This is a genomic window from Agromyces cucurbitae (assembly GCF_058349945.1).
In genome coordinates, this window is sequence record NZ_JBYRES010000002.1 from 125549 (window position 1) to 151975 (window position 26427).

A 26427-nucleotide genomic window follows, 5' to 3' on the forward strand; every position below is an offset into this window, starting at 1 on the left:
GCGTGTGAGGCTTCGCGCTACTCGGCCGCGGGCGCGGCGAGCGCCGCGATGACGTCCTCGACGAGCTGCACCTCGCTGGGCTCGTCGTCGGCCTCGGGCGTGAAGCCCATTCGCACGACGACGAGATCCTCCGACGGCACCACGATGACCTTTTGGCCGTCATGGCCTGACGCGTAGTAGGTGTCGGCGGGCAGGCTCGGCCAGCGCAGGCTGCCGTCCTCGAGCATGTTGACGCGCCAGCCCATGCCGTAGCCGGGGTCGTCGGTCGCGTCGACCGGCTTCACCTCGAGCGAGCGCGCCATCCAGTCGGCCGGCAGCAGCTGCTCGCCGTTCCACTTGCCGTTCTGCAGCGCGAACTGGCCGATCGCCGCCCAGTCGCGCGGCGTCGCCCAGAGGTACGACGAGCAGACGGGCGTGCCGGCCGCGTCGGGCTCGAACGTCGCCGACTCGAGGCCCAGCGCACCGAGCAGGGTCTGCCGGGGCAGGTCGGCGCCGAGGCCCGTGCGCTCGGCGAGCACCGAGCAGAGCAGCGTCGTCGAGCCGCTCGAGTACTCCTGGAAGGTGCCCGGCTCGTGCTCGAGGGGGAGGCTCGCGACGTAAGCGCCCATGTCGCCCTCGTTGTAGAGCATCTGCGTGATGGGCGTGCCGAGGTCGTACGTCTCGTCCCACTCGAGACCGCTCGTCATACGGAGCAGGTTCTCGATCGTGATGTCGGCGCGACCATCGGTCCATTCGGGGCGCAGGTGGTCGTCGTCGAGGGCGACCTCGCCCTGCTGCACGAGCATGCCGGTCATGAGGTCGGTCGCGCTCTTCGACATCGACCAGCCGAGCTGCGGGGTCTCGGCGTCGAAACCGTCGGCGTAGCGCTCTTCGATGAGGTGGCCGTCCTTCAGGATGACGACGGCACGGGTGCCGAGCGCGTCGGCGTCGGCGGCCGAGAGTTCGCTGCCGAACGCCCGGTCGATCGCGGCCTCGAGGTCCTGGGTCGAGTACAGCCAGTCAGCCGTGTAGGCGAGGGGTGCGGCATCCGTGAACGGGTTGCCCTCGCTCGAGACGGCCGTCGCCTCACCGAGCTCGGGGCGGTCGCCCGCGAGCGTGCAGCCGAAGCCGGGGGTGAACCAGGCCTTCTGCGCCGCGAGCACGCCGAGGAGCGACCCCGTCGTCACGGCCTCGTCGCGGTTCACGTCGACGCTGAGGTACGGCACGAGCGGGTTCGGCGGCAGGTCGCTCGCGGGGTCGTCGCGCCCCGCGACCTCGGTCACGGCGCAGGCATTGTGGGCCGCGTAGCCCGTGCCGGTGCGCAGCATCGGGCGCTGCCACCAGTAGACGGCGACCGCCGCCGCCACGAGGACCAGCACGACGACGAGGAGGACGACCAGTGTCCTGCGGAGAATGCGCACCGCCGGATGCTAACAGCAGGCCGGTGGTTCGTCGTCATCGGTTGAGGAATCCACAGGCTGGAAGGGCAGGGTCGGCGCCCCGGGTTGGCGCGGCACGTGCGGGCTCGAGGGTCGGCGGTCGCTCAGGGCTGGGATCCTCGGCGCCACGCCGAGGGGGTGGGCGCGTGGTCGGCGTGTCGACACGAACGTCAGCCCGGAGCGACACCGTGTGCCGGGGCGGTGGTGCCGACGGCAGTCAGCCGGTCACCCAGATCTCGGCGGCCGCCTCGGCCGCCAGTTCGACGGGGGATGCCTCAGGCCCGACCGCGCTCGCCGCGTCGACGCCGACCGGGGTCACGGTGACGAGCACGGTCGCGCCCGAGGCATCCGTGCTCACGACCTCGATGCCGACGCCCGGCGCGACGCCCGCTGCGGCGAGCGACCGGAGCACCTCGGGGTCGCGGTCGCTGATGCGCAGCACCCGGCCGGTGTGGCCGGCGGGCGCGCCGTCGAGGCGCAGGAACGGTTCGGACGCGATCGTGCCGTCGGCGGCCGGGATCGGGTCGCCGTGCGGGTCTCGCGCGGGGCGGCCGAGCCGGAGGTCGATCGCCTCGAGCAGCCGGTCGCTCAGCGCGTGCTCGAGCACCTCGGCCTCGTCGTGCACCTCGTCCCAGCTGTAGCCCATCTCGCGGACGAGCCAGGTCTCGATGAGCCGGTGCCGCCGCACGACGGCGAGCGCGCGGGCGCGGCCGGCGTCGGTGAGCCGCAACGGGCCGTAGGGCACGTGCGCGACGAGCCCGGCCGCGGCCATCTTCTTCACCATCTCGGTGACGCTCGACGGGGCGACGCCGAGCTTGACGGCGAGCGCCTTGGGCGTGATGGGGTCGGGCTGCCACTCGGTGTGGGCGTACACCGTCTTGAGGTAGTCCTCGATCGCGGGGTTCTTGCTGGCCGGCATCGGCCCCAGCCTAGCCGCGTCGTCTTCGGCGCCGGGGATGCCGCGGGTGCGGGCGGGTGGGCGCCCTGAGACGCCCGCCGTCACACGCGGGCGAGCCGCTCGATGTCCTCGAGGAACGCGTCGGCCGTCTCCGGCGAGACCGTCGTGCGGGTGCCGGCGATCGCGTCGAGGTAGTCGGCGGTCGTCGGTCCGGCGGGGTTCGTGTGCGCGTCGGCGTCGGTCGCGGCATCCGCCCCGTGGCCCGCGCCGTTGCGCACCGCCGCCTCGAACGCCCGCTGCGAGGCGCTGCGCGCCGCGAACTCGATGTCGGCGGGGGAGAACCCGGCGGTGCGCTCCACGAGCAGGTCGAGGTCGACCTCGTCGACGATCTGCTCGGGCACGTACCGCTGCCAGATCGCGAGGCGCGCCGCGTCGTCGGGCAGGCCGATCGGGATCACGTAGTCGAATCGGCCGTGCCGCAGGAACGCGCTGTCGAGCGCGCGGATGAAGTTCGTCGCGCACACGAGCAGGCGCCCCGGCTGCTCGCGGAACGCGGGGATGATCTTCAGCAGCTCGTTCGTGACGCCCTGCAGCGGCGACGGCGGCTCGCCCGAGCGCTGCGCCGCGATCTCCTCGACTTCGTCGATGAACACGACCGCGTGCTCGAGCTCGGCGATCTTCGTGAACGTGTCGCGCAGTGCGCCCGCGAGGCCGCCCGGTTCGGCCGCGAGCCGCGACGGGAAGACCTCGACGAACGACCACTCGAGCCGCGACGCGATCGCCTTCGCGAACGTCGTCTTGCCGGTGCCGGGCGGGCCGAACAGCACGACCGCCCGCGGCGGCACGACGCCGTATCGCTCGGCGAGGTCGGGCTCGGCGAGCGGCAGCACGAGGCGCTGCTCGAGGATCTCCTTCTCGCGGCGCATGCCCGCGACCGACTCCCAGAGGGTGCGGGGCAGCAGGCGCCCGCCGAGCTCGGCGAGCGAGCTCAGCTCCTGCCGCTGCACGGGGATGCGGCGCTCGAAGTAGCGCAACTGGTGCTTGAGCTCGAAGCCCTGGTTCGCGAACGCGTCGACCCTGCTCTCGTTCTCGGGGATGAGTGCTGAGAGCTTCGTGAGCCCGTGCGGCGCCATGCGCTTCTCGAGGGCGGCGAGCATCGCCGAGCCGATGCCGCGGTGGCGCCAGTCGTCGGCGATCGCGAAGAACACGACCCAGCCCTGGTCGTGCGCGGCGCGGCCGACGGCCGCGCCGATGACCTCGTCGGCGTGCACCGCGACGACGGCGTGGTCCATCTGGCAGGACGCGATGACCTCGCTGAGGTCGTAGACGGGCTCGTGCGACGACTGCCGCTGCGCCTCCCAGAGGTGCAGGATGCCGTCGAGGTCGTCGTTGTGGAACTCGCGCAGACGCCAGCTTGACATGTGGTCCTCCATCGGTGAGTTCCAGCAGCGTAGGCGATGCATCGGGGGCGGTCGGCCTGTGTGACGTCGCCCGCGATGGAAAGAACGTCGAGTGTTGCACGGGCGGAAAGAACCGCGGCAGTTCTGCGAGTCGCGCCCGGCTCGGGCGTCACGCCCCGGTGAACACGAGCCAGAGCAGGAGCCCGTTGAGCGTGATGAGGAACACCGATGCGGCGATGCCCGCCGCGGTCGTCGCCCAGTGGTTGCGCCAGCGGCCGAGCACGCCCGACTTCGCCGTCAGCGACACGAGCGGGATGAGCGCGAACGGGATGCCGAACGAGAGCACGACCTGGCTGAGCACGAGCGAGAGCGTCGGGTCGAAGCCGAGCCAGAGGATCGCGAGCGCGGGGATGAGGGTGACGAGGCGGCGTGCCAGCAGCGGCACCCGCACGTGCAGCAGGCCGTGCATGATCTCGGCGCCCGCGTACGCGCCGACCGACGTCGAGGCGAGCCCCGAGGCGAGCAGGCCCACCGCGAAGAGCGTCGCGATCGCGGGGCCGAGTGCCGTGTCGAGCGCGGCGTACGCGCCCTCGAGGCTGTCGGTGCCCTCGACTCCGGCGAGGTTGACGGCCGCGAGCAGCAGGATGCAGAGGTTGACGGTGCCCGCGATGGCCATCGCGATCGAGACGTCCCAGCGGGTCGCGCGCACGAGCACGTCGGTCGGCACGTCGGTCGCCGTGCCGGGCAGGAGTTCGGGCGAGGCATCCATGCCCCGGCGCACGCCGAACCCGTGCCAGCCGGTGCCGGTGCCGGTGCCGGACTTCCCGCCGGCCTGCTCTCCGCCGCGCCGCGCGAAACGGTCGCGCGACAGCGCGGAGTGCGCGTAGATCGCGTGCGGCATGATCGTCGCGCCGAGGATCGATGCGGCGAGCAGCACCGAGTTCGCGTCGGCGAATCGCGGCACGAGGCCCGCGAGGAGCCCGGCGGGGTCGGGCGGCGCGACGAACACGCCGACGGTGAAGCCGATCGTGATGATCGCGAGCAGGCCCATGATGACGAACTCGAACGTGCGCGGGCCCCGCCGCGACTGCAGCACGAGCAGCACGATCGACACGGCGCCCGTGATGAGCCCGCCCCAGACGAGCGGCACGCCGAAGAGCAGGTTGAGCGCCACCGCGCCGCCGATGACCTCGGCGAGGTCGGTCGCCATGGCGACGACCTCGGCCTGCAGCCAGTACGCGCGCCGGCCCCATCGGTTGCGGATGCGCCCGCCGAGCGTCTCGGGCAGGCTGCGCCCCGTGACGATGCCGAGCTTCGCCGAGAGGTACTGGATGAGCCACGCCATGACGTTGCCGAGCACGACGACCCAGACGAGCAGGTAGCCGTACCGGGCCCCGGCGGTCATGTTGCTCGCGACGTTGCCGGGGTCGAGGTAGGCGACGCCCGCGACGAGGGCCGGCCCGATCAGCCAGGCGACCCGGGGCAGGGATGCCTCGCGGGAGCGCCGCCCGCCCCGATGGGGGCGCTCGGGGCGGGCGGCCGTCGTCGGCGCGGTGCGCGCCGTCTCGTCGTCGAGGGTTTTCGGCATGCCTAAAACATACCAAGATTTCGGCGCACCGAAAGCCCGTCGTCGCCGTATCGTTGAAGGTGGGGGGCAAGGTGCTGCGTCGATTGATCGGACGAACCCGCTCCGGGTTTGAAGAGGCGTCGCCCGGAGCGGACGACGACCCCTACGCGCTCTACCTGCGCTGGGTCGAGGCCGGGCGCCCGCCGCTCGAAGAGGCCGGGCCGGCCGCGCGAGCCGGCTTCGCCGCCGACGACGCGGACCTCGCGATCGACGACGAGGCGGTCGACGACCCGGCCGAACCACGCACGGCACCGACCGCCGCCGCATCGGTGCCCGGCGGCGCCGCGCCGGCGCCGAGCCGAGCCGCCACGTCGGCGAGCCGAGCCGCCACGTCGTCGACGCCCGCCGCGGCGTCGAGCGCCGCGCACGTCAACGCCACCGGCGGCGCCGCCGCGATCACGCCGCCTCGGCGCCGGTTCTGGCCGTTCCGCCGGCGATGAAGGCTGTGCCCCCGCCGGTCGTCGGATGACCCTTGGTCCGACCTCGCCCCAGCGGCCCCGGAGAGACGGATAGCGTTGGCGTGTGAGCGACGACCGGCACGAGGCATCCGAACCCGAGGCGACGATGCCCCAGCACGGCGTCGGGCCGTGGCCCGGCGGCGAGGCCGAGTGGCCCGACGACCCCCGGTACGACCCCGAGCTGCTCGCCGCCGGCGACACGCGCAACGTCATCGACCGCTACCGCTACTGGCGCATGGAGGCGATCGTCGCCGACCTCGACGAGCACCGGCACCCGTTCCACGTGGCGATCGAGAACTGGCAGCACGACATGAACATCGGCTCGATCGTGCGCAGCGCCAACGCCTTCGCCGCCGACACCGTGCACATCATCGGACGCCGCCGCTGGAACAAGCGCGGCGCCATGGTCACCGACCGCTACCAGCACGTGCAGTACCACCCCGACGTCGCGGGGTTCGCCCTGTGGGCGCGCGAGCAGGGGCTGCCCGTGATCGCCCTCGACAACCTCGAGGGCGCCGTGCCGATCGAGGCGTTCGCGTGGCCCGAGCGCTGCGTGCTGCTGTTCGGGCAGGAGGGCCCCGGCCTCTCGGACGAGGCGGCCGCTGCAGCCGATGCCCTCGTCGAGATCACGCAGTTCGGCTCGACCCGCTCGCTCAACGCGAGCGCCGCCGCGGCGATCGCGATGCACTCGTGGGTGCTCACCCACGCGTTCGGGCCGGCCGCGCCCGCGGAGTAGCGTGGCGGGCATGACCGACCACGCGCGAGGCATCCCCGTCACCACCGTCGACGAGCTCGAGGCGATCGTCGGCACGCCGCTGCCGGCCGCCGTGCGCAAGCAGCGCGACCGCCTGCACGAGCTCGACCGCGCGTGGCTCGCCGCCGCCCCGCTCGCGTTCATGGCCACGAGCGACGACGAGGGGCGCCTCGACGTGTCGCCGAAGGGCGATCCGGGCGGCTTCGCGCTCGTGCTCGACGAGACGACGATCGCCATCCCCGAGCGGCTCGGCAACCGCCGCGCCGACGGGTTCCGCAACCTGCTGCACAACCCGCGGGTCGGCCTCCTCTTCGCGATCCCGGGCCGCGGCGACACGCTGCGCATCAACGGGCGCGCGACGATCGTGCGCGACGCGCCCTTCTTCGACGACATGGTCGTGCGGGGCAACCGGCCCGTGCTCGCGACGGTCGTCGACGTCGAGGAGGTCTTCTTCCACTGCTCGAAGGCGTTCCTGCGATCGAAGGCCTGGCAGCCCGACACGTGGGTGCCCGACGCGGCTCCCCGGCGCGCCGTCATCGCGCAGACGCTCGAGCGACCCGACGACTCGCTCGCCGAGCTCGACGAATACTACGGCCCGAGCTACGCCGACCGCATCTACGGGTGACCTACGGTTGACCTGTGACGGTCATCGACAACGCGATCTACGTCGACGGGCGCCGCGCGGTCTCGCCGGCGGTGCTCGCCGAGACGTTCGACGAGCTCGCGCGGCACCGGGGCGGCTTCGCCTGGATCGGCCTCTACCGCCCCGACGGCGAGGAGCTCGGCGTCGTCGCCGAGGAGTTCGGCCTGCACGAGCTCGCCGTCGAAGACGCCCTCGCCGGCCACCAGCGCGCGAAGCTCGAGCGCTACGGCGAGACCCAGTTCGTCGTGCTGCGTCCCGCGCGCTACCTCGACGCCGAGGAGCGCGTCGAGTTCGGCGAGGTGCACCTGTTCGTCGGCGCCGACTTCGTCGTCGCCATCCGCCACGCCGAGAAGCCCGACCTGGCACAGGTGCGCGCGCGCCTCGAGGCCGCGCCCGAACTGCTCGCGCGCGGACCGCTCGGCGTGCTCTACGCCGTCGTCGACCAGATCGTCGACGAGTACGCGCCCGTCGTCGCGGGCCTCGAGAACGACATCGACGAGATCGAGGAGCAGCTCTTCAGCGGCGACGCCGCCGTCGCGCGGCGCATCTACGACCTGTCGGGCGAGGTCATGGAGTTCCAGCGCGCGGTCAAGCCGCTGCGCGAGATGATCGAGGCGATCCGCGACGAGCTCGGCGAGGGCGGGGCGCCGCCCGAGGGCGACGAGCTCGAGCTGCGGCGGGCCTTCCGCGACGTGCTCGACCACGTCATCCGCATCACGGAGCGCGTCGACGAGTACCGGCAGACCCTGCAGAACGCGCTGAGCGTGCACGCGACGCTCGTCGCGCAGCGCCAGACCGAGACGAGCATCGCACAGAGCGAGCAGACGAAGAAGATCTCGGGCTGGGCGGCGATCTTCTTCGCCCCCTCGCTCGTCGCCGGCATCTACGGCATGAACTTCGACCACATCCCCGAACTGCATTGGGCGTTCGGCTATCCCTTCGCGCTCGTGCTCATGTTCGTCTCGGGCTGGGTGCTCTACCTGATCTTCAAGTCGCGGCACTGGCTGTAGCGACCTCGGGTATCGCCCCGGTGAGACGCGGATGCCTCGGGGCCGGCGCCGGCCCCGAGGCATCCGTCGTGCGATGACGACTCAGCCGATGAGGCTCGGCTGCAGGTCGCGCAGCGTGCGGAAGTGCGTCATGCGGGTGACGCCGATGGCCGAGACGACGAGCGCGCCGACGAGCCAGATCGCGAGCACCCCGAAGTCGGCCGCGGCTCGTGACAGGTCGCCGCCGTACATGAACTGCCGCATCGCGTCGACGACGTAGCCCATCGGCAGCACGTGGTGCAGGGCGGCGAGCGGCTCGGGCAGCGTCTGCCACGGGAAGGTGCCGCCCGCCGTCACGAGTTGCAGCACCATGAGCACGAGGCCGAGGAACTGGCCGACCGAGCCGAGCCAGACGTTGAGCGCCAGGATGATCGCCGCGTACGTGACCGAGGCGAAGATCATGGTGCCGACGACCCCGAGCGGGTGGTGCATCTGGAACCCGAGCGTGAAGGCGAGCACGAGGTAGAGCGCGCCCATCTGCACCGCGCCGAGCAGGCCGGGGGTGAGCCAGCCCGCGAGCGTGATGCGGATCGGCGAGTGCAGTGCCGTGACCGCCCGCCGCGAGATGGGCTTCACGATGAGGAAGAGCGCGTAGATGCCGATCCAGCCCGCGAGCGCGGCGAAGAACGGGGCGAGCCCGGCGCCGTAGTTGCCGGCCTGCGCCATCGAGCTCGTCTCGAGGGTGATCGGGTCGGCGATCGTCGAGGCCTGCGCATCGCGCGTCGACTGGCTCGAGTCGGGGATCTGCGCCACGCCCTCGTCGAGGCCGTCGCGCAGCTGCGCCGACCCGTCGGCGAGCTGGTCGAGCCCCGTCTGCAGGGCGCCGACGCCGTCGCGGAGCTGCGCCGAGCCGGTCGCGGCCTGCGCCGCCCCGTCGGCGAGCTGCGCGGCGCCGCTCGCCGCCTGCGCGGCGCCGTCGGCCGCGGTGCTCGCCCCCGCTGCGAGATCGGCAGAACCGTCGGCGACCTGCCGACTGCCCTCGGCGAGCCGGTCGATGTCGCCGACGACCGACTGCACCTTCTCGTTGCCGGTCGTGATGCGGTCGCCGACGACGTCGAGCCGCGCGAGCACGGCGTCGATCGTCGCCTGGTCGAGGCCCTGCGACTCGAGGGCGGCCTCGATGTCGGCGCGGGCCTGCGGCACGGCGGCGGCCGCGTCGGCGACGGCTGATCCCACCCGGTCGGCCGAGGCGGCGAGTTGCGCGTTGCCGTCGGCGATCTGGGCGGCGCCGTCGGCGAGCGTCGCCGAACCGTCGGCGAGCTGCGCGGTGCCGTCGGCGAGCTGCTGCGTGCCGGTCGCGAGCTCGGCCGACCCCGTGGCGAGCTGCGCATTGCCGTCGGCGAGCTTCGTCGCGCCGGTCGCGAGCTGTGCGGCTCCGTCGACCGCCTGTTCGGACCCGTCGGCGAGCTGCGAGGCGCCGTCGGCGGCCTCGACGAGCTTGCCGCGGATCGTCGAGATCGAGTCGAGCAGCGTCGACGCGGCCTCTTCGCCGACCTTCTCGGCGATCGTGGCCCGGATCTGCTCGACCGCCTGCTTGCCGATCGTGCCCGCGAGATAGCTGTTGGCGTCGTTCGTCGACAGCACGATCTCGGCCTGGCGAGGGTCGTCGGTCTGCACTGACGAGAGCGCCTCGGAGAAGTCGGCGGGGAACGTGATCGCGAAGTCGTAGCGGGACTCGTCGAGCCCCAGCTCGGCCTCCTCGGCCGAGACGCGCTGCCAGTCGAACGCGCCGTCGGCGACGAGCTCGTCGGCGATCTCCTCGCCGACGTTGTGGGCCTCGGTCGTCTCGCCCGTGGCGCTCGTCGACGCGGCCACGCCCTCGTCTTCGACGACCAGGGCGACGGGCACCTCGGCGAACTTGGCGTACGGGTCCTGGTTCGCCCAGAGGTACAGCCCGCCGTAGAGCACGGGCACGGCGATGAGCGCCAGGAGCGCCAGCACCGACATCTTGGTCGAGGTGAGCCGCCGGAACTCGGCGGCGATCATCTGCGGGATCTTCACGCGATGCCTCCCTCGGCGAGCGGCAGGGTGTCGGAGTCGTCGAACTCCTCGGGCGAGTCGGGGCCGTGCATGCGGGCGATCATCGCCGCGGCGCCGATCGCGGCGGCCGAGGCGTCACCGGCGATCACGAGCACGGCGAACCCGCGATCGGCGAGCTGCTTCGCGAGCCCCCACCACTCGGTCGGGTCGCCGCCGTGCCGGTCGGGCGACACGATGACGAGGCCCTCGACGCCCTCGCGGAGGATCGCGAGCTCGGTGAGCAGGCGCAGCCTCGTCTGCGGGGCGACGTTGGCGATCGGCGTGCGGGCGACGTCGTCGAGGCCGAGCTGGGTGAGCCAGCGCCACACCGAGACCGGGTTCGACGGCACGCCCGCGAACATGAGCTCCTCGGCGGCGACGCCTGCGACCGTCACGTTCGGCGCGGGGTCGCACACGTCGGGGGCGTCGACGAGGGCGATGCGGCGGCGGATCGCCGAGGCATCGGGCTTGCCGTCGATCGTCACGGCGCCCGAGTCGGGCCGCATGCGCCCCGAGGCGATGAGGCCGAGCACGGTCGGGCGCTGCTCGGTCTCGGCGCGCGCGAGGGTCGCGCGGCCGGACTCGTAGCCCACGGTGGTCGAGCCGAGCGCCTGCCCGTCGCGGCCCTTCGAGACGTCGCGGAGTTCGATTCTCATGCCGGCTCCTCGGTGGTCGCGGGCTTGGTGGTCGCGGGCTCGGCGGGCTCTGGGCCGCTGAGCTCGGGGGTGGTGTCGATGAGGGCGCCCGCCTCGCGCCACGAGAGGCCCGCCGTGCCGAGCACCGACAGCATCACGGCTCGCCGGCCCTCGGCCTGCGGCAGTCCGGTGCGGCCCGACTCGAGCAGCACGGCGAGCGCCGACTCCTCGATCAGGCGGGCGACGAGCGGCTGGCGCAGGTCGTCGCGCACGGTGCCGTCGGCGACGCCGCGGGCGACGAGGGCGGCGAGGCGCTCGCGCACGGGGGCGAGGGCCTCGGCGACGCGCTCGACGTAGGGCTCGGAGAGGGCCATGCCGGCGAGCAGTCGCACGTGCTCGACGACGCCCCAGAGGCGCGAGCCGAGCAGGGCGATCGCGACGGGCGTCGACTCGTGCTCGACGGTCGCGGCGACGGCGTTGAGGCGAGCGGTGCCGCGCTCGATGAGCGCGAGCACGAGTTCGTCGCGGCCCGCGAAGTGGCCGTAGACGGCCCGGCGGCTGAGGCCGGCCGCGGCCGCGATGGTCTCGAGCGGGGCATCGGGTGCGGCGGCGAGCGTGGTCGCGGCGGCGATGAGGAGGGATTCGCGGTTCTCGGCCGCGTCCCTGCGGGGCGCGCGGCGCTCCGCGTCGGTGACGGACGGCATGCGTCGATGCTAACGAACTTGCACACTCGTGTGCAAGTTATTCCAGCCAGTTCACAGGACGAGGCCCGACCCCCTGATGCCGCGCTGCGGGAGCGCGGTCGGGCGGGTCGGGCCTCGTCGTGGACGTACGGGCTCGGAGCGCCGCGACGCCTCAGTCGGTGCCGAGGTCGAACGCGGCCGCCTCGATGGCGGCGTCGGTCGCGGCATCCGCCGCGTCGTCGCTGGCCGCGGCGATCGACGCCGCCTGGCCCTCGGCGAGGTCGCCCACCAGGGCGGCCGTCGCGCCGCCCACGATGCCGAGGTGCGCGTACTGCTCGAGGCGGCTGCGCGAGTCGGCGATGTCGAGGTTGCGCATCGTGAGCTGGCCGATGCGGTCTTCGGGGCCGAAGGCCGCATCGCCCACGCGCTCCATCGAGAGCTTCTCGGGCTGGTAGCTGAACGCGGGGCCCTCGGTGTTCATGATCGTGTAGTCGTCGCCGCGGCGCAGACGCACCGTGACCTCGCCCGTGACGGCCGACGCGACCCAGCGCACGATCGACTCGCGCAGCATGAGCGACTGCGGGTCGAGCCAGCGGCCCTCGTACATGAGGCGGCCGAGGCGGCGGCCCTCGTTGTGGTAGTTCGCGATCGTGTCTTCATTGTGGATCGCGTTGAGCAGTCGCTCGTACGTCAGGTGCAGCAGCGCCATGCCCGGCGCCTCGTAGATGCCGCGCGACTTCGCCTCGATGATGCGGTTCTCGATCTGGTCGCTCATGCCGAGGCCGTGGCGGCCGCCGATGCGGTTCGCCTCGAGCACGAGCTCGACGGCGTCGTCGAAGCGCACGCCGTTGATCGCGACCGGGCGGCCCTCCTCGAAGCGCACGGTGACGTCTTCGGCGGGGATCTCGACCGACTCGTCCCAGAACTTGACGCCCATGATCGGCTCGACGGTCGTGATGCCCGCGCTCAGCTCTTCGAGCACCTTCGCCTCGTGCGTCGCGCCCCAGATGTTCGCGTCGGTCGAGTACGCCTTCTCGGCGCTCGCGCGGTACGGCAGGTCGCGCTCGAGCAGCCACTCGCTCATCTCCTGGCGGCCGCCGAGCTCGGTGACGAACGCCGAGTCGAGCCATGGCTTGTAGATGCGCAGGCGCGGGTTGGCCATGAGGCCGTAGCGGTAGAACCGCTCGATGTCGTTGCCCTTGTAGGTCGAGCCGTCGCCCCAGATGTCGACGCCGTCCTCCATCATGGCCCGCACGAGCAGCGTGCCCGTGACCGCACGACCGAGCGGTGTCGTGTTGAAGTAGGTCTTGCCGCCCGAACGGATGTGGAACGCGCCGCACGCGAGGGCGACGAGGCCCTCTTCGACGAGGGCGGCGCGGCAGTCGACCAGGCGGCTGAGCTCGGCGCCGTACTCGAGCGCACGGCCGGGCACCGCCTCGACGTCGGGCTCGTCGGGCTGGCCGAGGTCGGCCGTGTACGTGCACGGCACGGCGCCCTTCTCGCGCATCCACGCGACGGCGACGGAGGTGTCGAGACCTCCGGAGAAGGCGATGCCGACGCGCTCGCCGACGGGGAGGGACGTGAGGACCTTCGACATGCCCTCCAGCCTACTTGCGCGGCCGGGTGCGTGACATCGAGGGGGATGCCGCGGGCCGGCGCCCACCGACGGACCGCCGGGGGACGCGCCCGGGTGCGTGGGGGACTGCCGCCGCGACGAGTCCGCCGGATAGGCTCGCGAGACCGGGCGAGCGTCGGCGACGATGCCGCCGCACTCGCGGAACCCGCGAACCGTCCGGTCCGGTCGACGTTGTCGACCGTGCATCCAGACCCTTCGAAGGAGACAGGGAATGAATCGCAAGATGATCGGAGCCGCGGCCTGTACCGCTGCCCTGGCCATCGGCCTTCTCGGTGCGGCCGGTACCCCGGCCGTCGCAGACGGCCAGGAGCACAGCTACCTCGTGGTGGGGCCCAACGGCGCCGACACGAAGGGGGCGCAGCAGCGCGTCGCCGCCGCCGGCGGCACCGTCGTGGCCGCGTACGACCAGATCGGCGTCGTGGTCGCCCGCTCGACGGCGAGCGACTTCGCCTCGCGCGTGGGCGGCGGCCTGCAGGTCGCCGCGACCGACGGGCTCGGCACGACGCTCGTCGACGACTCCGAGACGGTCGTGGTCGACTCGGCGAGCGTCGAGGCGTCCGGCAACCCGACCGGTGAGCCGCTGTGGGGCCTGCAGTGGGACATGAAGCAGATCGACGTCGCCGAGGCGCAGGCGGTCACGACCGGCGACTCGTCGGTCGTGGTCGGCGTGCTCGACTCGGGCATCTCGTCGACCCACCCCGACCTGGCCACGCAGATCGCGAAGGACCAGAGCGCCTCGTGCATCGGCGGTGTCGTCGACACGAACGAGGCCGCGTGGAACCCCACGACCTCCGACCACGGCACCCACGTCGCCGGCACGATCGCGGCCGCCATCAACGGGGTCGGCATCGCGGGCGTCGCACCCGGCGTCAAGGTCGCCTCGGTCAAGGTCGTCAACGACGCCGGGTACATCTACCCCGAGGCGGCCGTCTGCGGCTTCCTGTGGGCGGCCGATCACGGCATGCCGGTGACCAACAACAGCTACTTCATCGACCCGTGGGAGTTCAACTGCGTGAACGACCCGCGGCAGCGTCCGGTCTGGGAGGCCGTTCAGCGGGCCATTCGCTACTCCGGCGAGAAGGGCACCCTGAACATCGCGTCCGCAGGCAACAGCAACGTCGACCTGCAGCACAAGTTCGTCGACTCCGGTAGCCCGAACGACGGCAGCTACCCCGTCGAGGACCGCACGATCACGGGTGCATGCCGCGACCTGCCGGCCGAGGCGCCGGGCGTCGTCACGGTCTCGGCAGTCGGGCCGACCGAGCAGAAGGCCTATTACTCGTCGTACGGCCAGGGCGTCGTCGACCTGACCGCTCCCGGTGGCGACGCTCGCTTCCGCAACGGCGGAGCGCCGTCGATCGCGGCTGACGCGGTGCTCTCGTCGACCTTCAACACCGCCACGAAGACGAACGGCTGGGGCTACAAGCAGGGCACCTCGATGGCCGGGCCGCACGCGGCCGGCGTCGCGGCGCTCGCCGTGTCGGCCCACCCGGGCATGACCCCGGGCCAGCTGGCGTCGTTCCTCGAGCGCACGGCGACCCCGATCGCCTGCCCCGACGGCGTCTACAACCCGGTTCCCAACCTGCCGGGCTACGAGGCGACCTGCACGGGCGGCCAGCGCAACGGGTTCTACGGAGCGGGCAACGTCAACGCGTTCAACGTCGTGAAGTGATGCAACCGCTTCCGGCGGCCGAGTAGTGACGAAGGAGCGTATCGAGACCTGGCGACGGGTCTCGATACGCTCCGCTACTCGGCCGCCGATGCCGTGAAAAGGCCCCGCGATAAGGTGGAGTGTGACTCCCGAAGAATCAGCACCCGGGCCTGACGCGGCGCTCGCCGACGAACCCGAGGTCCGTCAGGCGCTCGCCGAGGCCGATCGCGCCTCCGTCGCGGCCGTCGTCTCGGAGCATCCGGCATCGCCCCTCGCATGGGCCGAGCTCGCCGACCTCGCCGACTCCGAGGGGCGCCCCCTCGAGGCCTACGCCTTCGCCGCGGCATCCGCCGAGCTCGCCCGCGCGCAGCTCGCGACCGCCGGCTGGCAGCCCGGCACCGCCGTGCCGTGGGCCGATGAGCCGAATCGCGCGTACCTGCGCGCCCTCGACACGCAGCGCCGCGCCGCCGAGGCGCTCGGTCTCGCCGAGCGCGCCGAAGCCCTCGCCGACGAGCTGCGCAGCGCCGACGCCGAGGCGCCCGCCCGCATCGCGAGCGAGTTCACGCCGACCCAGCTCATCACGATCGTTCCGGCCGACGCGCCGGCAGAAGGAGAGCACTGACATGCCCGCAGCCGTACTCATCGGTGCACAGTGGGGCGACGAGGGCAAGGGCAAGGCGACCGACCTGCTCGGCTCGCGCCTCGACTACGTCGTCAAGTTCAACGGCGGCAACAACGCGGGTCACACCGTGGTCGTCGGCGAGGAGAAATACGCGCTGCACCTGCTGCCGTCGGGCATCCTGACGCCGGGCGTCACACCCGTGATCGGCAACGGCGTGGTGGTCGACGTCGAGGTGCTCTTCGAAGAACTCGAGGGCCTGTCGGCCCGCGGGGTGGATGTCTCGAAGCTGCGCATCTCGGCCAACGCGCACCTCATCACCCAGTACCACCGGGTGCTCGACAAGGTCACCGAGCGGTTCCTCGGCAAGCGGCAGATCGGCACGACCGGCCGCGGCATCGGACCGAGCTACGCCGACAAGATCAACCGCGTCGGCATTCGCATGCAGGACCTGTTCGACGAGAACATCCTGCGGCAGAAGGTCGAGGGCGCCCTCGACCAGAAGAACCACCTGCTCGTGAAGGTCTACAACCGCCGTGCGATCGGCGTCGACGAGATCGTCGACGAGCTGCTCGGCTACACCGACCGGCTGCGCCCCATGGTCACCGACACCTCGCTGCTGCTGCACCAGGCGCTCGAGGCCGGCGAGACCGTGCTCTTCGAGGGCGGCCAGGCCACCATGCTCGACGTCGACCACGGCACCTACCCGTTCGTGACGTCGTCGAACGCGACCTCCGGCGGCGCCGTGACCGGGTCGGGCATCGCGCCGAACCGCATCGACCGGGTCATCGCCGTCATCAAGGCGTACACGACGCGCGTCGGCGCCGGCCCCTTCCCGACCGAGCTGTTCGACGAGTGGGGCGACTTCCTCACCGAGCAGGGCCACGAGTTCGGCACGACGACGGGCCGCAAGCGCCGCACCGGCTGGTACGACGCGCCCATCGCCCGCTACGCGTCGCGCATCAACGGGGTCACCGACTTCGTGCTCACGAAGCTCGACGTGCTCACGGGCATCGAGAAGATCCCCGTGTGCGTCGCGTACGACGTCGACGGCGAGCGCTTCGACGAGGTGCCCGTCTCGCAGAGCGACTTCCACCACGCGAAGCCGATCTACGAGGAGTTCCCCGGCTGGACCGAGGACATCTCGGGCGCCCGCGAGTTCGACGACCTGCCGGCGAACGCGAAGGCCTATGTGCGCGAGCTCGAGGCGATGAGCGGGTCGCGCATCTCGGCCATCGGCGTGGGCCCCGGCCGCGACGAGATCGTCACCCTGCACGACCTGCTCGACTGAGCGTCGCGGGGTTCCCCCGAGCACCGTCCCCCCGATAGTGTCGAAATCGGCTGCGTGCGCTACCACGCGGTCGAGGCGGCTTCCCGCAGCCGCCGGCAAGGGGGAAGTAGATGTCGTCGATCGTCCGTCGTACGCTCGCAGGATTCGCCGCCGTCCTGATGGCGGTGGGCCTCTCGGCACCGGCGGTCGCGCCGGCGTTCGCCGATCCGGGCGATGCGGTCTTCCTGCTCACCAAGTCGGTCAACCCGAACACCTCGCCGTACGACCCGGGCGAGAAGTTCAGCTACACGATCGAGGTGACCTGCAACAGCACCCTCGTCGACACGTGCGACAGCGCGCAGCTGACCGACTCGATCCCCGCGCCGCTCGTCTTCGACCCGGCCGTGAACCCGCCGGTCGTCGTGAGCGGTGCGGGCGAGAGCAGTGTCACCGTCGACGGCAGCGACTTCACGGTCGACTTCACGACGATCGGCGCCGACGGTACCGGCATCCCGACCGGCCAGAAGGCGACCATCACGGTCTTCGTGCAGGTGCCCGCCGACATCAGCGCCGACTACAACGACACCGACATCGTCAACACGGTGACCGCCACGAGCGGCGACGCCGAGTCCAAGACCGCCTCCGCGACCATCACGATCGAGGTGCCCGAGATCCTCGACTCGACCGTCACGAAGACGGTCGACGACCACCAGCCCGACACCGCCCCCGGCATCCCGGCACTGCCCGACCAGCCCGTCGACTACACGATCGGCGGCGGCAACGCCTCGAACCGCTCGGTCGACGCGATCGTCGTGCAAGATCCGGCGGCCGGCGTCGCGAGCCCGTACGAGACGTATCTCGACTACACGGGCATCACCTCCATCACACCGCCGGCCGGCGCCGACCAGGTCATGATCGAGTGGTCGGACGGCGACGGCGACGGCACGTGGACCGTCGCCTACGGCCCCGGACCGATCCCCGCCGACCCAGCGGGAATCCCCGAGGGCGTGCCGTTCGACCAGGTCAAGGGCCTGCGCTTCACCTTCACCGCCTCCGACGGCAGCCAGCTGCCGCCGTCGGGCGACTCACCGGCGACCATCGGCATCGGCGCCGAGACCAACGACGCCGTGCTCGCGCTCGATCCGGACGAGTCGGTGACCGTGCCCAACACGGCATCGTCGAACATCGTCGTCGATGACACCCCGAGCACGCCGAAGACGGCCGACGGCTCGGTCGTCGTCATCAACACCGGCCCGTTCGTCGATGTCGAGAAGAGCTTCGCCGACCCGACGCTGCTCGCCGGCCAGTCGACCACCGCGACGATCACCTCGACCAACGGCTTCCGCCCCGTCACCGAGATGGTGATCCAGGAGCCGACCCCCGGCACCGCCGATCTCGCCGACCAGGGCCTCACCTTCGACGGGTTCGCGGGCGGCGTCGTCTGGCCGCCGAACGCGACCGCGGCGGAGATCACCTACACCTACGCCGACGGCACCACCGAGACGCTCTCGACGACCACGCCGAACACCCTGCCCGACCCCACGGCGCAGGACGCGAGCGAGGTCGTCGGTTTCACGGTGACCTTCAGCGGCCCGATCATCCAGAACGCGACGGCGACGCTGCCGTTCACGGTCATCGCGCAGCCCGTCGACGACGCAGACGTCACGAGCACGAACGACACGACGTCGACCGTGACCGACTCGACCGGCAAGACCGGTACCGACAACGACCCGGCCGACCTCACCCGGCAGCCCGGGCGCGTGTCGACGACGATCGACAAGAACATCGTGCGCGACGAGCTCTGGGCCGTGCCGGGTTCGCTCACCGACGTCACGTTCCTCGCCGACGTCAACGACGAGGGACCCAACGCCTCGACGATCGGCGCCGACGAGCTCATCGTGAGCGAGCCCGCCGACCCGCCGGTCGCGCCCGCGGTCGACCCGTTCTGGAACGCGTTCGACCTCACCCAGATCGTGGCCGGCGTGCCCGCGAACGCCGACCTGCAGGTCGAGTACTGGGACGGCACCCAGTGGCTGCCGCTGCCCGGCGGGCAGCTGAACGGCGAGGGCACGCTCGTGCTCGCGGTCGACGCCGACACGGCGCCCGTCACGCGCGACGACATCTCCGGCCTCCAGTTCGTCTACACGCCGAAGGCGGGCCAGCAGTTCCCGCCCGGCTTCGAGGTCGCTCCGCAGATCACGGTCGCGACGCGCGACCAGTTCCGCGACGGCACGTCGGGTTCGGTGGCGGATGCCGCGGCCGACGCCGACCCGCTGACGGTGCCGAACACCGCGACGAGCGAGGTCGTGAACCCCGACGACAACACCCCCGACGACAACACCGCGACCGACAGCGACTCGATCGACCTCAACCCGATCGACGGCGGCGGCGGGCCGGGCTACCCCGACCTGATGGAGAAGAACTGGCTCACCGACGAGAACGACCCGTTGTTCGCGTTCAGCGGCGACCAGCGCACGGCTCGCATCTCGTGGTCGACCGAGGGCGTCCCGTTCGATTCGATCGCGATCACCGACGACCCGACCGCGGGGCCCGACTACTCCGACCAGACGATCGCGAACTCGAGCTTCGACGCGTTCGACCTCGTGGCGATCGCGCCGATCGACTCGACGCTCGATCCGATGATCGGGTACGACAAGATCGCGAAGCTCGAGCTCTTCAACGGCGACACCGGCCAGTGGGACGACGTGACCGCCGCGGCCTGTCCGAGCGCCGCCGACTGCGACGGCGCCTTCCCCGGTTACCAGTTGTCAGGCGCCGAGCAGGCGTCGACGCGCGCCGTGCGACTCACGTACGAGGAGGGCTCGCACCGGGGCGGCGGCACCGGCCCGACACCCGGTTCGGGCGTCGCCGCGTCGTACGGACACGAGCGGAACCTCGACCTCGTCTTCGAGTTGCGCGACTTCAAACGCAGCGACGGCGGCCCAGTGACCGGCACGCTGCACTCCGAGACGTACAACACGGGGCTCAACGGCACCGTGCTCGACACCGCGGGCCTCGTGGGCGAAGGCCCGGCACCGACGAGCCAGGTCGACGACGACGACATCGTCATCACCGACTCGGTCGTGAACACGACGGTCGAGAAGACGTTCGACCAGGCCGAGCTGCCGATCCCGCCCGACACGACGCCCGACGCCGACTACCCGCTCGTCACCGCGACCATCACGGCGCGCAACGAGACCGAGGCCTCGGTGCAGTCGCTCGAGATCACCGACCCCGACGCGAGCCAGGCCGCGCCGACCGCGTTCGAGTACCTGAACCTCCACAGCATCGACCAGATCACGGTGCCCGACTTCGCGACGGAGTCGACCGTCACGCTCACCCGCGAGGGCGGCGTCGACGCGCCGATCTCGATCGACGAGGCGCTCGCGCTCACCCCGGCCGACCTCGCCGACGTCACCGGCATCTCGGTGCTGCACACGGACGCCGACGACGTCGCGATCGTCACGAAGGCGCAGGGCACCCTCGTGCTGACCTACCAGCTGCGCAAGACCGAGCGCACCTCGGGCGACCCCGTGACGACGACCGACCTCGGCGCGACGAACACCGCGGGCTCCGAAGTCGTGCGGCCCGGCGGCGACCTCGACCTCGACACCGCGACCGACACCGACGACGCGAGGGTCAACTTCGCCGACGCGAGCTACGGCGTCGTCGCGACGAAGGACATCGTCTACACGGGCGGCGCGCACTCGCCGAGCGATCGCGTCGAGAACGAGGACCCGGCGAACTACAGCGTGACCCTCACCGGCCAGCCCACGGGCAACGTGCGCACGACCGTGCTCACGATCACCGACGAGACGCCGACGTTCTGGAACCAGTTCGAGCTCGGCGCCCTGTCGGACGTCGTCCTCCCGACACCGGTTCGCCAGCTCAGGGTCTCGGCGCTCGTCGGCGTCGACTTCGCCTACGACGGCACCGACCTCACCTACACGTGCAACGGGTCGGCCGACCTCACCGACTGCTGGGTCGTCGGCGACTGGCAGCAGGCCGACTCGGGCGGCAACGTCGCCCCGTTGCTGCCCGGCGGCGTGGCCGCCGCCGACGTGCTCGGCCTCCGCTACGACGTGCGGGTCGACGACGACGCCTCCAACTGGGAGAACCCGATCAACCCGATCGCCGCCGTGGCGTTCGAGGCGACGCAGCTGACCGACCTGCGGTACGGCCCGAACGGCGAGGACGACGTGCCCGTGCCGTCGACGCAGCCCGGACTCGAGGTGCCGATCGCCCCTGGTGAGACGGCGGCCGGCACGACGAGCGACGCGGTCGACGTCGACGGCGTCGGCTCGTGGGCGAACGGCGACACGACGTGGACGGCGCACGACGACGCCGCCGACACGACGCAGCTGTTGCACCTCTCGAACGGCATCGAGGTCACGAAGAACCCCGGCAACGGCAGCGACGGCGCGAACGCGCAGCAGTTCCCGCCGGCCTCGCGCATCCCGTACGTGATGACCGTCACGAACACCGGCGAGTGGCCGATCACGGGTCTCGTGCTCACCGACTCGGTGGGGGCCGACGCGAACGGCTCGTACCTCGTACCCGTGCCCGGTGCGAACCCGGTGTTCGCCTTCACGCTGAAGGCTGCCGACGGCACCACGCTGCCGACGGCGGGATTCTCGGGCACGCTCGACGAGACGACCGGGGTCGTGACGATCACGGTGCCCGACGGGTTCGTGTTCAACCCCGGCGACGTGCTGACGATCACGGCCGCGCTGCAGTTCCGCCAGGGATTGCCGCCGGGCACGCCCGTCTCGAACACCATCAGTGCGACGAGCGACCGCACGTTCGACACCTGCGACTACACGGAGCTCGCGCAGCCGCAGGACCAGGTCACCGATGTCGAGGACTGCACCGCGTACACGACGGTCACCCCGACGGCGGCTGCGCCGATCAGCCTCGTGAAGTCGGTCAAGGGCTCCGCGGCCGGAGTGCCGGGTGCGAGCTCGGGCGACGTCAACTACGACGACCTCGGCGTGCTGAACACCTCGAACCCGCCGTCCGCAGCCAACTGCGCCGAGCCGAACGCGGCTGACGGCTACTACCGCAACGCGTGCGTGCCGATCACCCGCCCCGGCGGCATCGAGACGTGGCGTGCCACGTTCTCGAATCTCGGCAACGTTCCCGCCTCGACCATCGCGGGCATCGACGTGCTCCCCGCGATCGGCGACCAGGGCGTGACGGTGGCCACGAACCGCGGCTCGCAGTGGTCGCCGACGTTCCTCGGCAACGTCCAGGTCACCGCGAGCCAGGGCGGCGCCGCCGTCACGGTCTATTACTCGACGGACGTGCCGTCGACCGCGTGCAACGCGGCCGACATCGAGTGGACCGCCCGCAACCAGCCGATCCCGAGCAGCGACCCGTGCTTCGCCGACGTCACTGCGCGCAACTGGGTCGCGTTCACGAATGCCACACCCGCCGCCGAACTCGCGACTGCGAAGGCACTGAAGGTCTCCGTCGCCTGGCCCGAGGGCACGGGTCTGCTGCCCGGCGGGAGCGGCGAGATCCGCTTCGACACGCAGACGCCGTACCAGTTGCCCGACGCGTACGCGACCGACCTGCCGATCGCGTGGAACGCCGTCGCCGCAGGCTCGCGGGCCGACTACCAGGGCAACCAGATCTACCAGGGGCCCGTCGAGCCGGTGCGTTCGGGCGTCGCGGTGCCGACGGGTGAGATCGAGCTCGTCAAACAGATCGAGACCGACCCCGACCCGTGGCCCGAGGGGCTGCCGCTGCCGACGTCGTACGACTTCGGCGTGCAGTGCACCTCGGGTGGCGAGGTGGTGACGCTCGTCGTTCCGGGCGGCGCGGCCGGTGACACGGTGACGGTGCCGGCCGACGGCACGCCGACGCCGTACGGCAGTGGCACCAATCTGCCGCTGTACGCCGACTGCACCGTGCAGGAGACGTCCTCGCAGGGCGCCGAGGTGTCGTACGACCCGGCAGGGGCCGACGACCGTTCGGGCGAGGTGACGGCACGGCGCGACCTCTCGGGCCGCACCGACGTGCACCACGGGGCGCCCGACGAGCTCGCTCGCGAGCGTGTGACGGTCACGAACGCCTACGAACTGGGCGGCTTCTCGGTCACGAAGGACGTCGTGAACGATCCGGGCGCCATCGACCAGGACGGGAACCCGATCGAGTTCGACCCGGCATTCGAGTTCACGGCCACCTGCACCTTCCTCGGCGAGGAGGTGCTCGCGACCGATGACCAGACTTTCACGCTCCATGACGGCGACACGAAGACGGTCGACGGGGTGCCGGTCGGTTCCGAGTGCACCGTGACCGAGACCGACGCGGGCGGTTCGACGAGCACGTCGATCGTCGTCACCGAGACGGGCGAGGAGACGCAGGACGTCGACGGCGCGAGCGTCGACTTCACGATCCTGCCCGACGGCGACGGCGACGGCATGCACGCGACGGTGCTGGCCGTCACGAACACCTACACGGTCGGCTCGATCTCGGTGACGAAGTCGGTCACGGGCGACGGTGCCGAGACGTGGGCCGCCGACGACTTCGAGGTGCGGCTCGTCTGCACGTGGGACGAGGCGACCACCAACCCCGTCTACGACGACACCCACACCATCACGGCGACCGCGCCCGGCAACGTGTGGACGGTCGACCAGCTGCCGACCGGCGCCGAGTGCACCGTGACCGAGCCCGACGACGGCGGCGCGACCGAGGTGACCGTCACCCCTGCGCAGCCCGTCGTGGTCGGTCAGGCCGGCACCGAGGGCGACCCGGTGCAGGTCGCCGTGACGAACGACTACCGCATCGGCGGCTTCGAGATCTCGAAGACCGTGTCGGGCCCGGGCACCGGATTCACCGACGGCGTCGACTTCGAGTTCGAGTACGTCTGCGTGTACGAGGGTGCGACGGTCGGCGAGGGCACCCTCACCGTCACGGGTGACGGCACCGCCGGTCCGCTCACGAGCGACCCCGTCACCGGCCTGCCCGTCGGCAGCGTCTGCACCGTCACCGAGACCGACGACGGCGGCGCCGACGCGCTGCCCGACCCGGTCGACGTGACGATCCCCGACGAAGCCGACGGGATCGCGCAGGTGGCGACCGCCCCGATCGACAACCACTTTTCGGCGGGCACCATCTCGGTGACGAAGGTCGTCGACGGCGAGGCATCCACCGACCCCGACTACCAGGACCAGATCACCGCCGCGACGTACACGGTGCACGTGACCTGCTCGCTCACCGAGGGCGGCGACCCGCTGTTCGACGGCGACGTGCAGGTGACCGGCGGCCAGACCGTCACCGTCACCGATCCGGCGACGGGCGACCCGCTGCTGCTGCCGATCGGCACGCACTGCTGGGGCGAGGAGACTGACGACGCGGGCGCGACCGACTCGAGCGTCGACCACGACTCGTTCGACGACGCGGTCATCGTGGTCGCTGACGACGGCGACGAGGCGCAGGCGCTCGAGCTCACGGCGACGAACACCTTCGACCTCGCCGACCTCGTGATCGAGAAGGCGCTCGACGGTGACGCCGCGTCGTACGCCGAAGGCAAGACCTTCGAGATCCTCGTGACGTGCACGCTCGACCGCGGCGACGGCAACGACCCGATCGTGTCGTACGACCAGGAGCCCGTCGAGCTGCAGGGCGGCGAGCAGGCGACGCTCACCGACATCCCGATCGGCTCCGACTGCTACGCCGAGGAGCCCGACGGCCAGGGGGCCTGGGAGATCGTGATCAGCGCCACGGCCGACGCCCCCGTGGTCGTCGACGGCGGCGAGACGCCCATCACCGTCACCGTGACGAACGTCTTCCCCGATGCCGGGTTCACGGTCACGAAGACGGTGTCGACGGCGGCGGTCGACCAGAACGGCGACCCCATCTCGACCGACCTCGTGTTCCGCTTCTCGGCCGTCTGCACGTTCGACGGCGAGACCGTGCTCGACGAGGAGTTCCTGCTCCGCACGGGCGGCGAGCGGAGCTTCACGGGTCTGCCCGCCGGTGCGGAGTGCACCGTCGAGGAGACGGAGTCGCGAGGCGCCGACACGTCGATCGTGGTGACGCAGAACGGCACCGACGACGACCTCGGGCCGGCGACGAGCGCCGACTTCACCCTGCGGCCCGACGTCGACGACCAGGTCGTGACGGTCGTCGCCGTCACCAACAGCTACCCGGTGGGCTCGGTCGAGGTCGTGAAGACGGTCACCGGCACGGGCGCCGACGCGTGGGGCGGCACGTTCGGCGACTTCGACGTGCGGTTGATCTGCACGCACCCGCAAGCGGTGCCCGACGTCGTCTACGACGACACGCACACCCTCACGAAGGACGCGCCGGGCGACGTCTGGCTCGTCGAGAACCTCGTGACCGGCGCCGAGTGCCGGGTGACCGAGGTCGACGACGGCGGGGCGACCGAGTCGACCGTGACGCCCGAGACGTTCATCGTCGGCGACGACGCGGACGAGCAGGGGCCGATCGAGGTCGACATCGTGAACGACTTCCGCACGGGCGCGCTGAACGTGCTCAAGCACGTCGCGGGCCCCGGCGCTCCGGCGTTCTCGGAGGGCGAGTACACCTTCGAGGTCGTCTGCACCTACGAGGACCAGACGGTCGTCGACCAGGAGCTCGTCGTCGAGAGCGACGGCGGTGAGGGGCCGTTCACGAGCGACACCATCACCGGCATCCCCGTCGGCGCCGAGTGCGTCGTGACCGAGACCGACCCGGGCCACGCCGACGAGCCGGCCGCACCGGTCACCGTCACGATCGCCGACCAGGCCGAGGAGGGCGTCGAGACCGTCGTCACCGCCGGCTTCGTCAACGAGTTCTCGCTCGGCACGGTCGAGCTCACGAAGGAGGTCGACGGCGACGCCGCCGACGCCGCGTGGGTGACCGACGCGGTGTTCACCGTGCAGGTGACCTGCCAGGTCGAGATCGCCGGCGAGCTCGTGACGCTCTACGACGCGCCGGTCGAGCTCGCCGCCGGTGAGACGGTCGAGATCGTCGACGCCGAAGGCGTCGCCGTGCAGCTGCCGCTCGGCACGCACTGCTTCGGCGTCGAGACCGACGCGGGCGGCGCGACCGCCTCGAGCGTCGACTTCGACTCGTACGACGACGCGACGATCGTCGTCGAGCAGGGCACGGCGCAGCGACTGACGATCACGGCGACCAACACCTTCGACGCGGGCTCGCTCGAGCTCGAGAAGACGGTGTCGGGCGCGGTCGACGCAGCCTCCGGCAAGACGTTCGAGGTCGCCCTCATGTGCGTGCTCGACCGTGGCGACGGCAACCCCGACTTCGTCGCCCTCGACGAGACCGTCGCGATCACGGCAGGTGAGACGAAGGCCTTCGACGACCTGCCCGTCGGGGCCGAGTGCTGGGCCGAGGAGACCGACTCGGGTGGGGCCGTCGCCGTGACGGTGAGCGCGACCGAGGCGAGCCCCGCGGTCGTCGGTGCCGACGAGGTCGTCACGATCACGGTCGACAACGAGTTCGACGCGCCGCTGCCGTCGACCGGCGTCGACGGGCTCGACGTCCGGCTGACGCTCGCGCTGCTGCTCGTCGGCGGGGGGCTCGCGGCGATCGCGTTCGTGGTCGTCCGGCGTCGCCGCCGGCGCGCATGAGCCGGTGGTCGGCCTGACGGGCCGGGTCGACTGAGACAGAGCGAGGGGCGGATGCCGAGGCATCCGCC

Annotated in this window: 16 protein-coding genes; 8 read left to right on the forward strand and 8 right to left on the reverse strand. The window is 71.6% G+C overall.

Features of this window, described 5'->3' with window-relative positions:
• Window positions 1-17: 17 nt before the first annotated feature.
• From AC3RJ6_RS07520 to AC3RJ6_RS07535, 4 genes are all read right to left on the reverse strand, one after another.
• A complete protein-coding gene (locus tag AC3RJ6_RS07520) occupies window positions 18-1400 on the reverse strand; it encodes a serine hydrolase domain-containing protein (RefSeq protein WP_491426364.1) in 1383 nt (460 codons plus the stop codon).
• Between the two features lie 235 nt (window positions 1401-1635).
• On the reverse strand, window positions 1636-2337 hold the full coding sequence (locus AC3RJ6_RS07525) for a metal-dependent transcriptional regulator (RefSeq protein ID WP_491426365.1): 702 nt from the start codon (window positions 2335-2337) through the stop codon (window positions 1636-1638).
• Between the two features lie 80 nt (window positions 2338-2417).
• Window positions 2418-3737, reverse strand: coding sequence for an ATP-binding protein (locus AC3RJ6_RS07530; protein WP_491426366.1), 1320 nt, complete (start codon window positions 3735-3737; stop codon window positions 2418-2420).
• A 148-nt stretch (window positions 3738-3885) separates the two neighbouring features.
• A complete protein-coding gene (locus AC3RJ6_RS07535) occupies window positions 3886-5304 on the reverse strand; it encodes an Nramp family divalent metal transporter (protein ID WP_491426367.1) in 1419 nt (472 codons plus the stop codon).
• Between the two features lie 83 nt (window positions 5305-5387).
• Between AC3RJ6_RS07535 and AC3RJ6_RS07540 the strand changes: the two genes are divergently transcribed.
• The 4 genes from AC3RJ6_RS07540 (at window position 5388) to AC3RJ6_RS07555 (ending at window position 8208) form a co-directional block, all read left to right on the forward strand.
• Window positions 5388-5783, forward strand: coding sequence for a hypothetical protein (locus AC3RJ6_RS07540; RefSeq protein ID WP_491426368.1), 396 nt, complete (start codon window positions 5388-5390; stop codon window positions 5781-5783).
• Window positions 5784-5907: 124 nt separating this feature from the next.
• Window positions 5908-6537 (forward strand): TrmH family RNA methyltransferase, encoded by a 630-nt coding sequence (locus AC3RJ6_RS07545; protein WP_491427141.1) that lies wholly within the window; start codon window positions 5908-5910, stop codon window positions 6535-6537.
• A 10-nt stretch (window positions 6538-6547) separates the two neighbouring features.
• Complete coding sequence (locus AC3RJ6_RS07550) at window positions 6548-7180, forward strand: pyridoxamine 5'-phosphate oxidase family protein (RefSeq protein ID WP_491426369.1); 633 nt, start codon at window positions 6548-6550, stop codon at window positions 7178-7180.
• Between the two features lie 14 nt (window positions 7181-7194).
• Window positions 7195-8208 carry a magnesium and cobalt transport protein CorA gene (locus AC3RJ6_RS07555; RefSeq protein ID WP_491426370.1) on the forward strand — a complete coding sequence of 338 codons (1014 nt, stop codon included), beginning with the start codon at window positions 7195-7197 and terminating at the stop codon, window positions 8206-8208.
• An 81-nt stretch (window positions 8209-8289) separates the two neighbouring features.
• On the opposite strand, the gene AC3RJ6_RS07560 is transcribed toward AC3RJ6_RS07555, so the two are convergent.
• The 4 genes from AC3RJ6_RS07560 to argG all read right to left on the reverse strand — a co-directional run bounded on the left by AC3RJ6_RS07560 (window position 8290) and on the right by argG (window position 13181).
• Window positions 8290-10248: a YhgE/Pip family protein gene (locus AC3RJ6_RS07560; protein WP_491426371.1), complete on the reverse strand. Its 1959-nt coding sequence runs from the start codon at window positions 10246-10248 to the stop codon at window positions 8290-8292.
• Window positions 10245-10922 (reverse strand): hypothetical protein, encoded by a 678-nt coding sequence (locus AC3RJ6_RS07565; RefSeq protein ID WP_491426372.1) that lies wholly within the window; start codon window positions 10920-10922, stop codon window positions 10245-10247. Before AC3RJ6_RS07565 ends, AC3RJ6_RS07560 begins: the two co-directional genes overlap by 4 nt.
• Window positions 10919-11605 carry a TetR/AcrR family transcriptional regulator gene (locus AC3RJ6_RS07570; protein ID WP_491426373.1) on the reverse strand — a complete coding sequence of 229 codons (687 nt, stop codon included), beginning with the start codon at window positions 11603-11605 and terminating at the stop codon, window positions 10919-10921. The genes AC3RJ6_RS07565 and AC3RJ6_RS07570 overlap by 4 nt, the downstream gene beginning before the upstream one ends.
• A gap of 151 nt (window positions 11606-11756) precedes the next feature.
• On the reverse strand, window positions 11757-13181 hold the full coding sequence (gene argG / locus AC3RJ6_RS07575; protein WP_491426374.1) for an argininosuccinate synthase: 1425 nt from the start codon (window positions 13179-13181) through the stop codon (window positions 11757-11759).
• 250 nt (window positions 13182-13431) lie between these two features.
• Here argG and AC3RJ6_RS07580 point away from each other — a divergent pair, with 250 nt between their 5' ends.
• From AC3RJ6_RS07580 to AC3RJ6_RS07595, 4 genes are all read left to right on the forward strand, one after another.
• Entirely contained in the window at window positions 13432-14892 is a 1461-nt protein-coding gene (locus tag AC3RJ6_RS07580) for a S8 family peptidase (protein WP_491426375.1), read from the forward strand.
• A gap of 121 nt (window positions 14893-15013) precedes the next feature.
• Window positions 15014-15493, forward strand: a complete 480-nt coding sequence (locus AC3RJ6_RS07585) for a DUF3151 family protein (protein WP_491426376.1) — start codon at window positions 15014-15016, stop codon at window positions 15491-15493.
• A gap of 1 nt (window position 15494) precedes the next feature.
• Window positions 15495-16781 carry an adenylosuccinate synthase gene (locus AC3RJ6_RS07590; protein WP_491426377.1) on the forward strand — a complete coding sequence of 429 codons (1287 nt, stop codon included), beginning with the start codon at window positions 15495-15497 and terminating at the stop codon, window positions 16779-16781.
• Window positions 16782-16891: 110 nt separating this feature from the next.
• Window positions 16892-26359 carry a DUF5979 domain-containing protein gene (locus AC3RJ6_RS07595; RefSeq protein WP_491426378.1) on the forward strand — a complete coding sequence of 3156 codons (9468 nt, stop codon included), beginning with the start codon at window positions 16892-16894 and terminating at the stop codon, window positions 26357-26359.
• The last annotated feature ends 68 nt before the right edge of the window (window positions 26360-26427 follow it).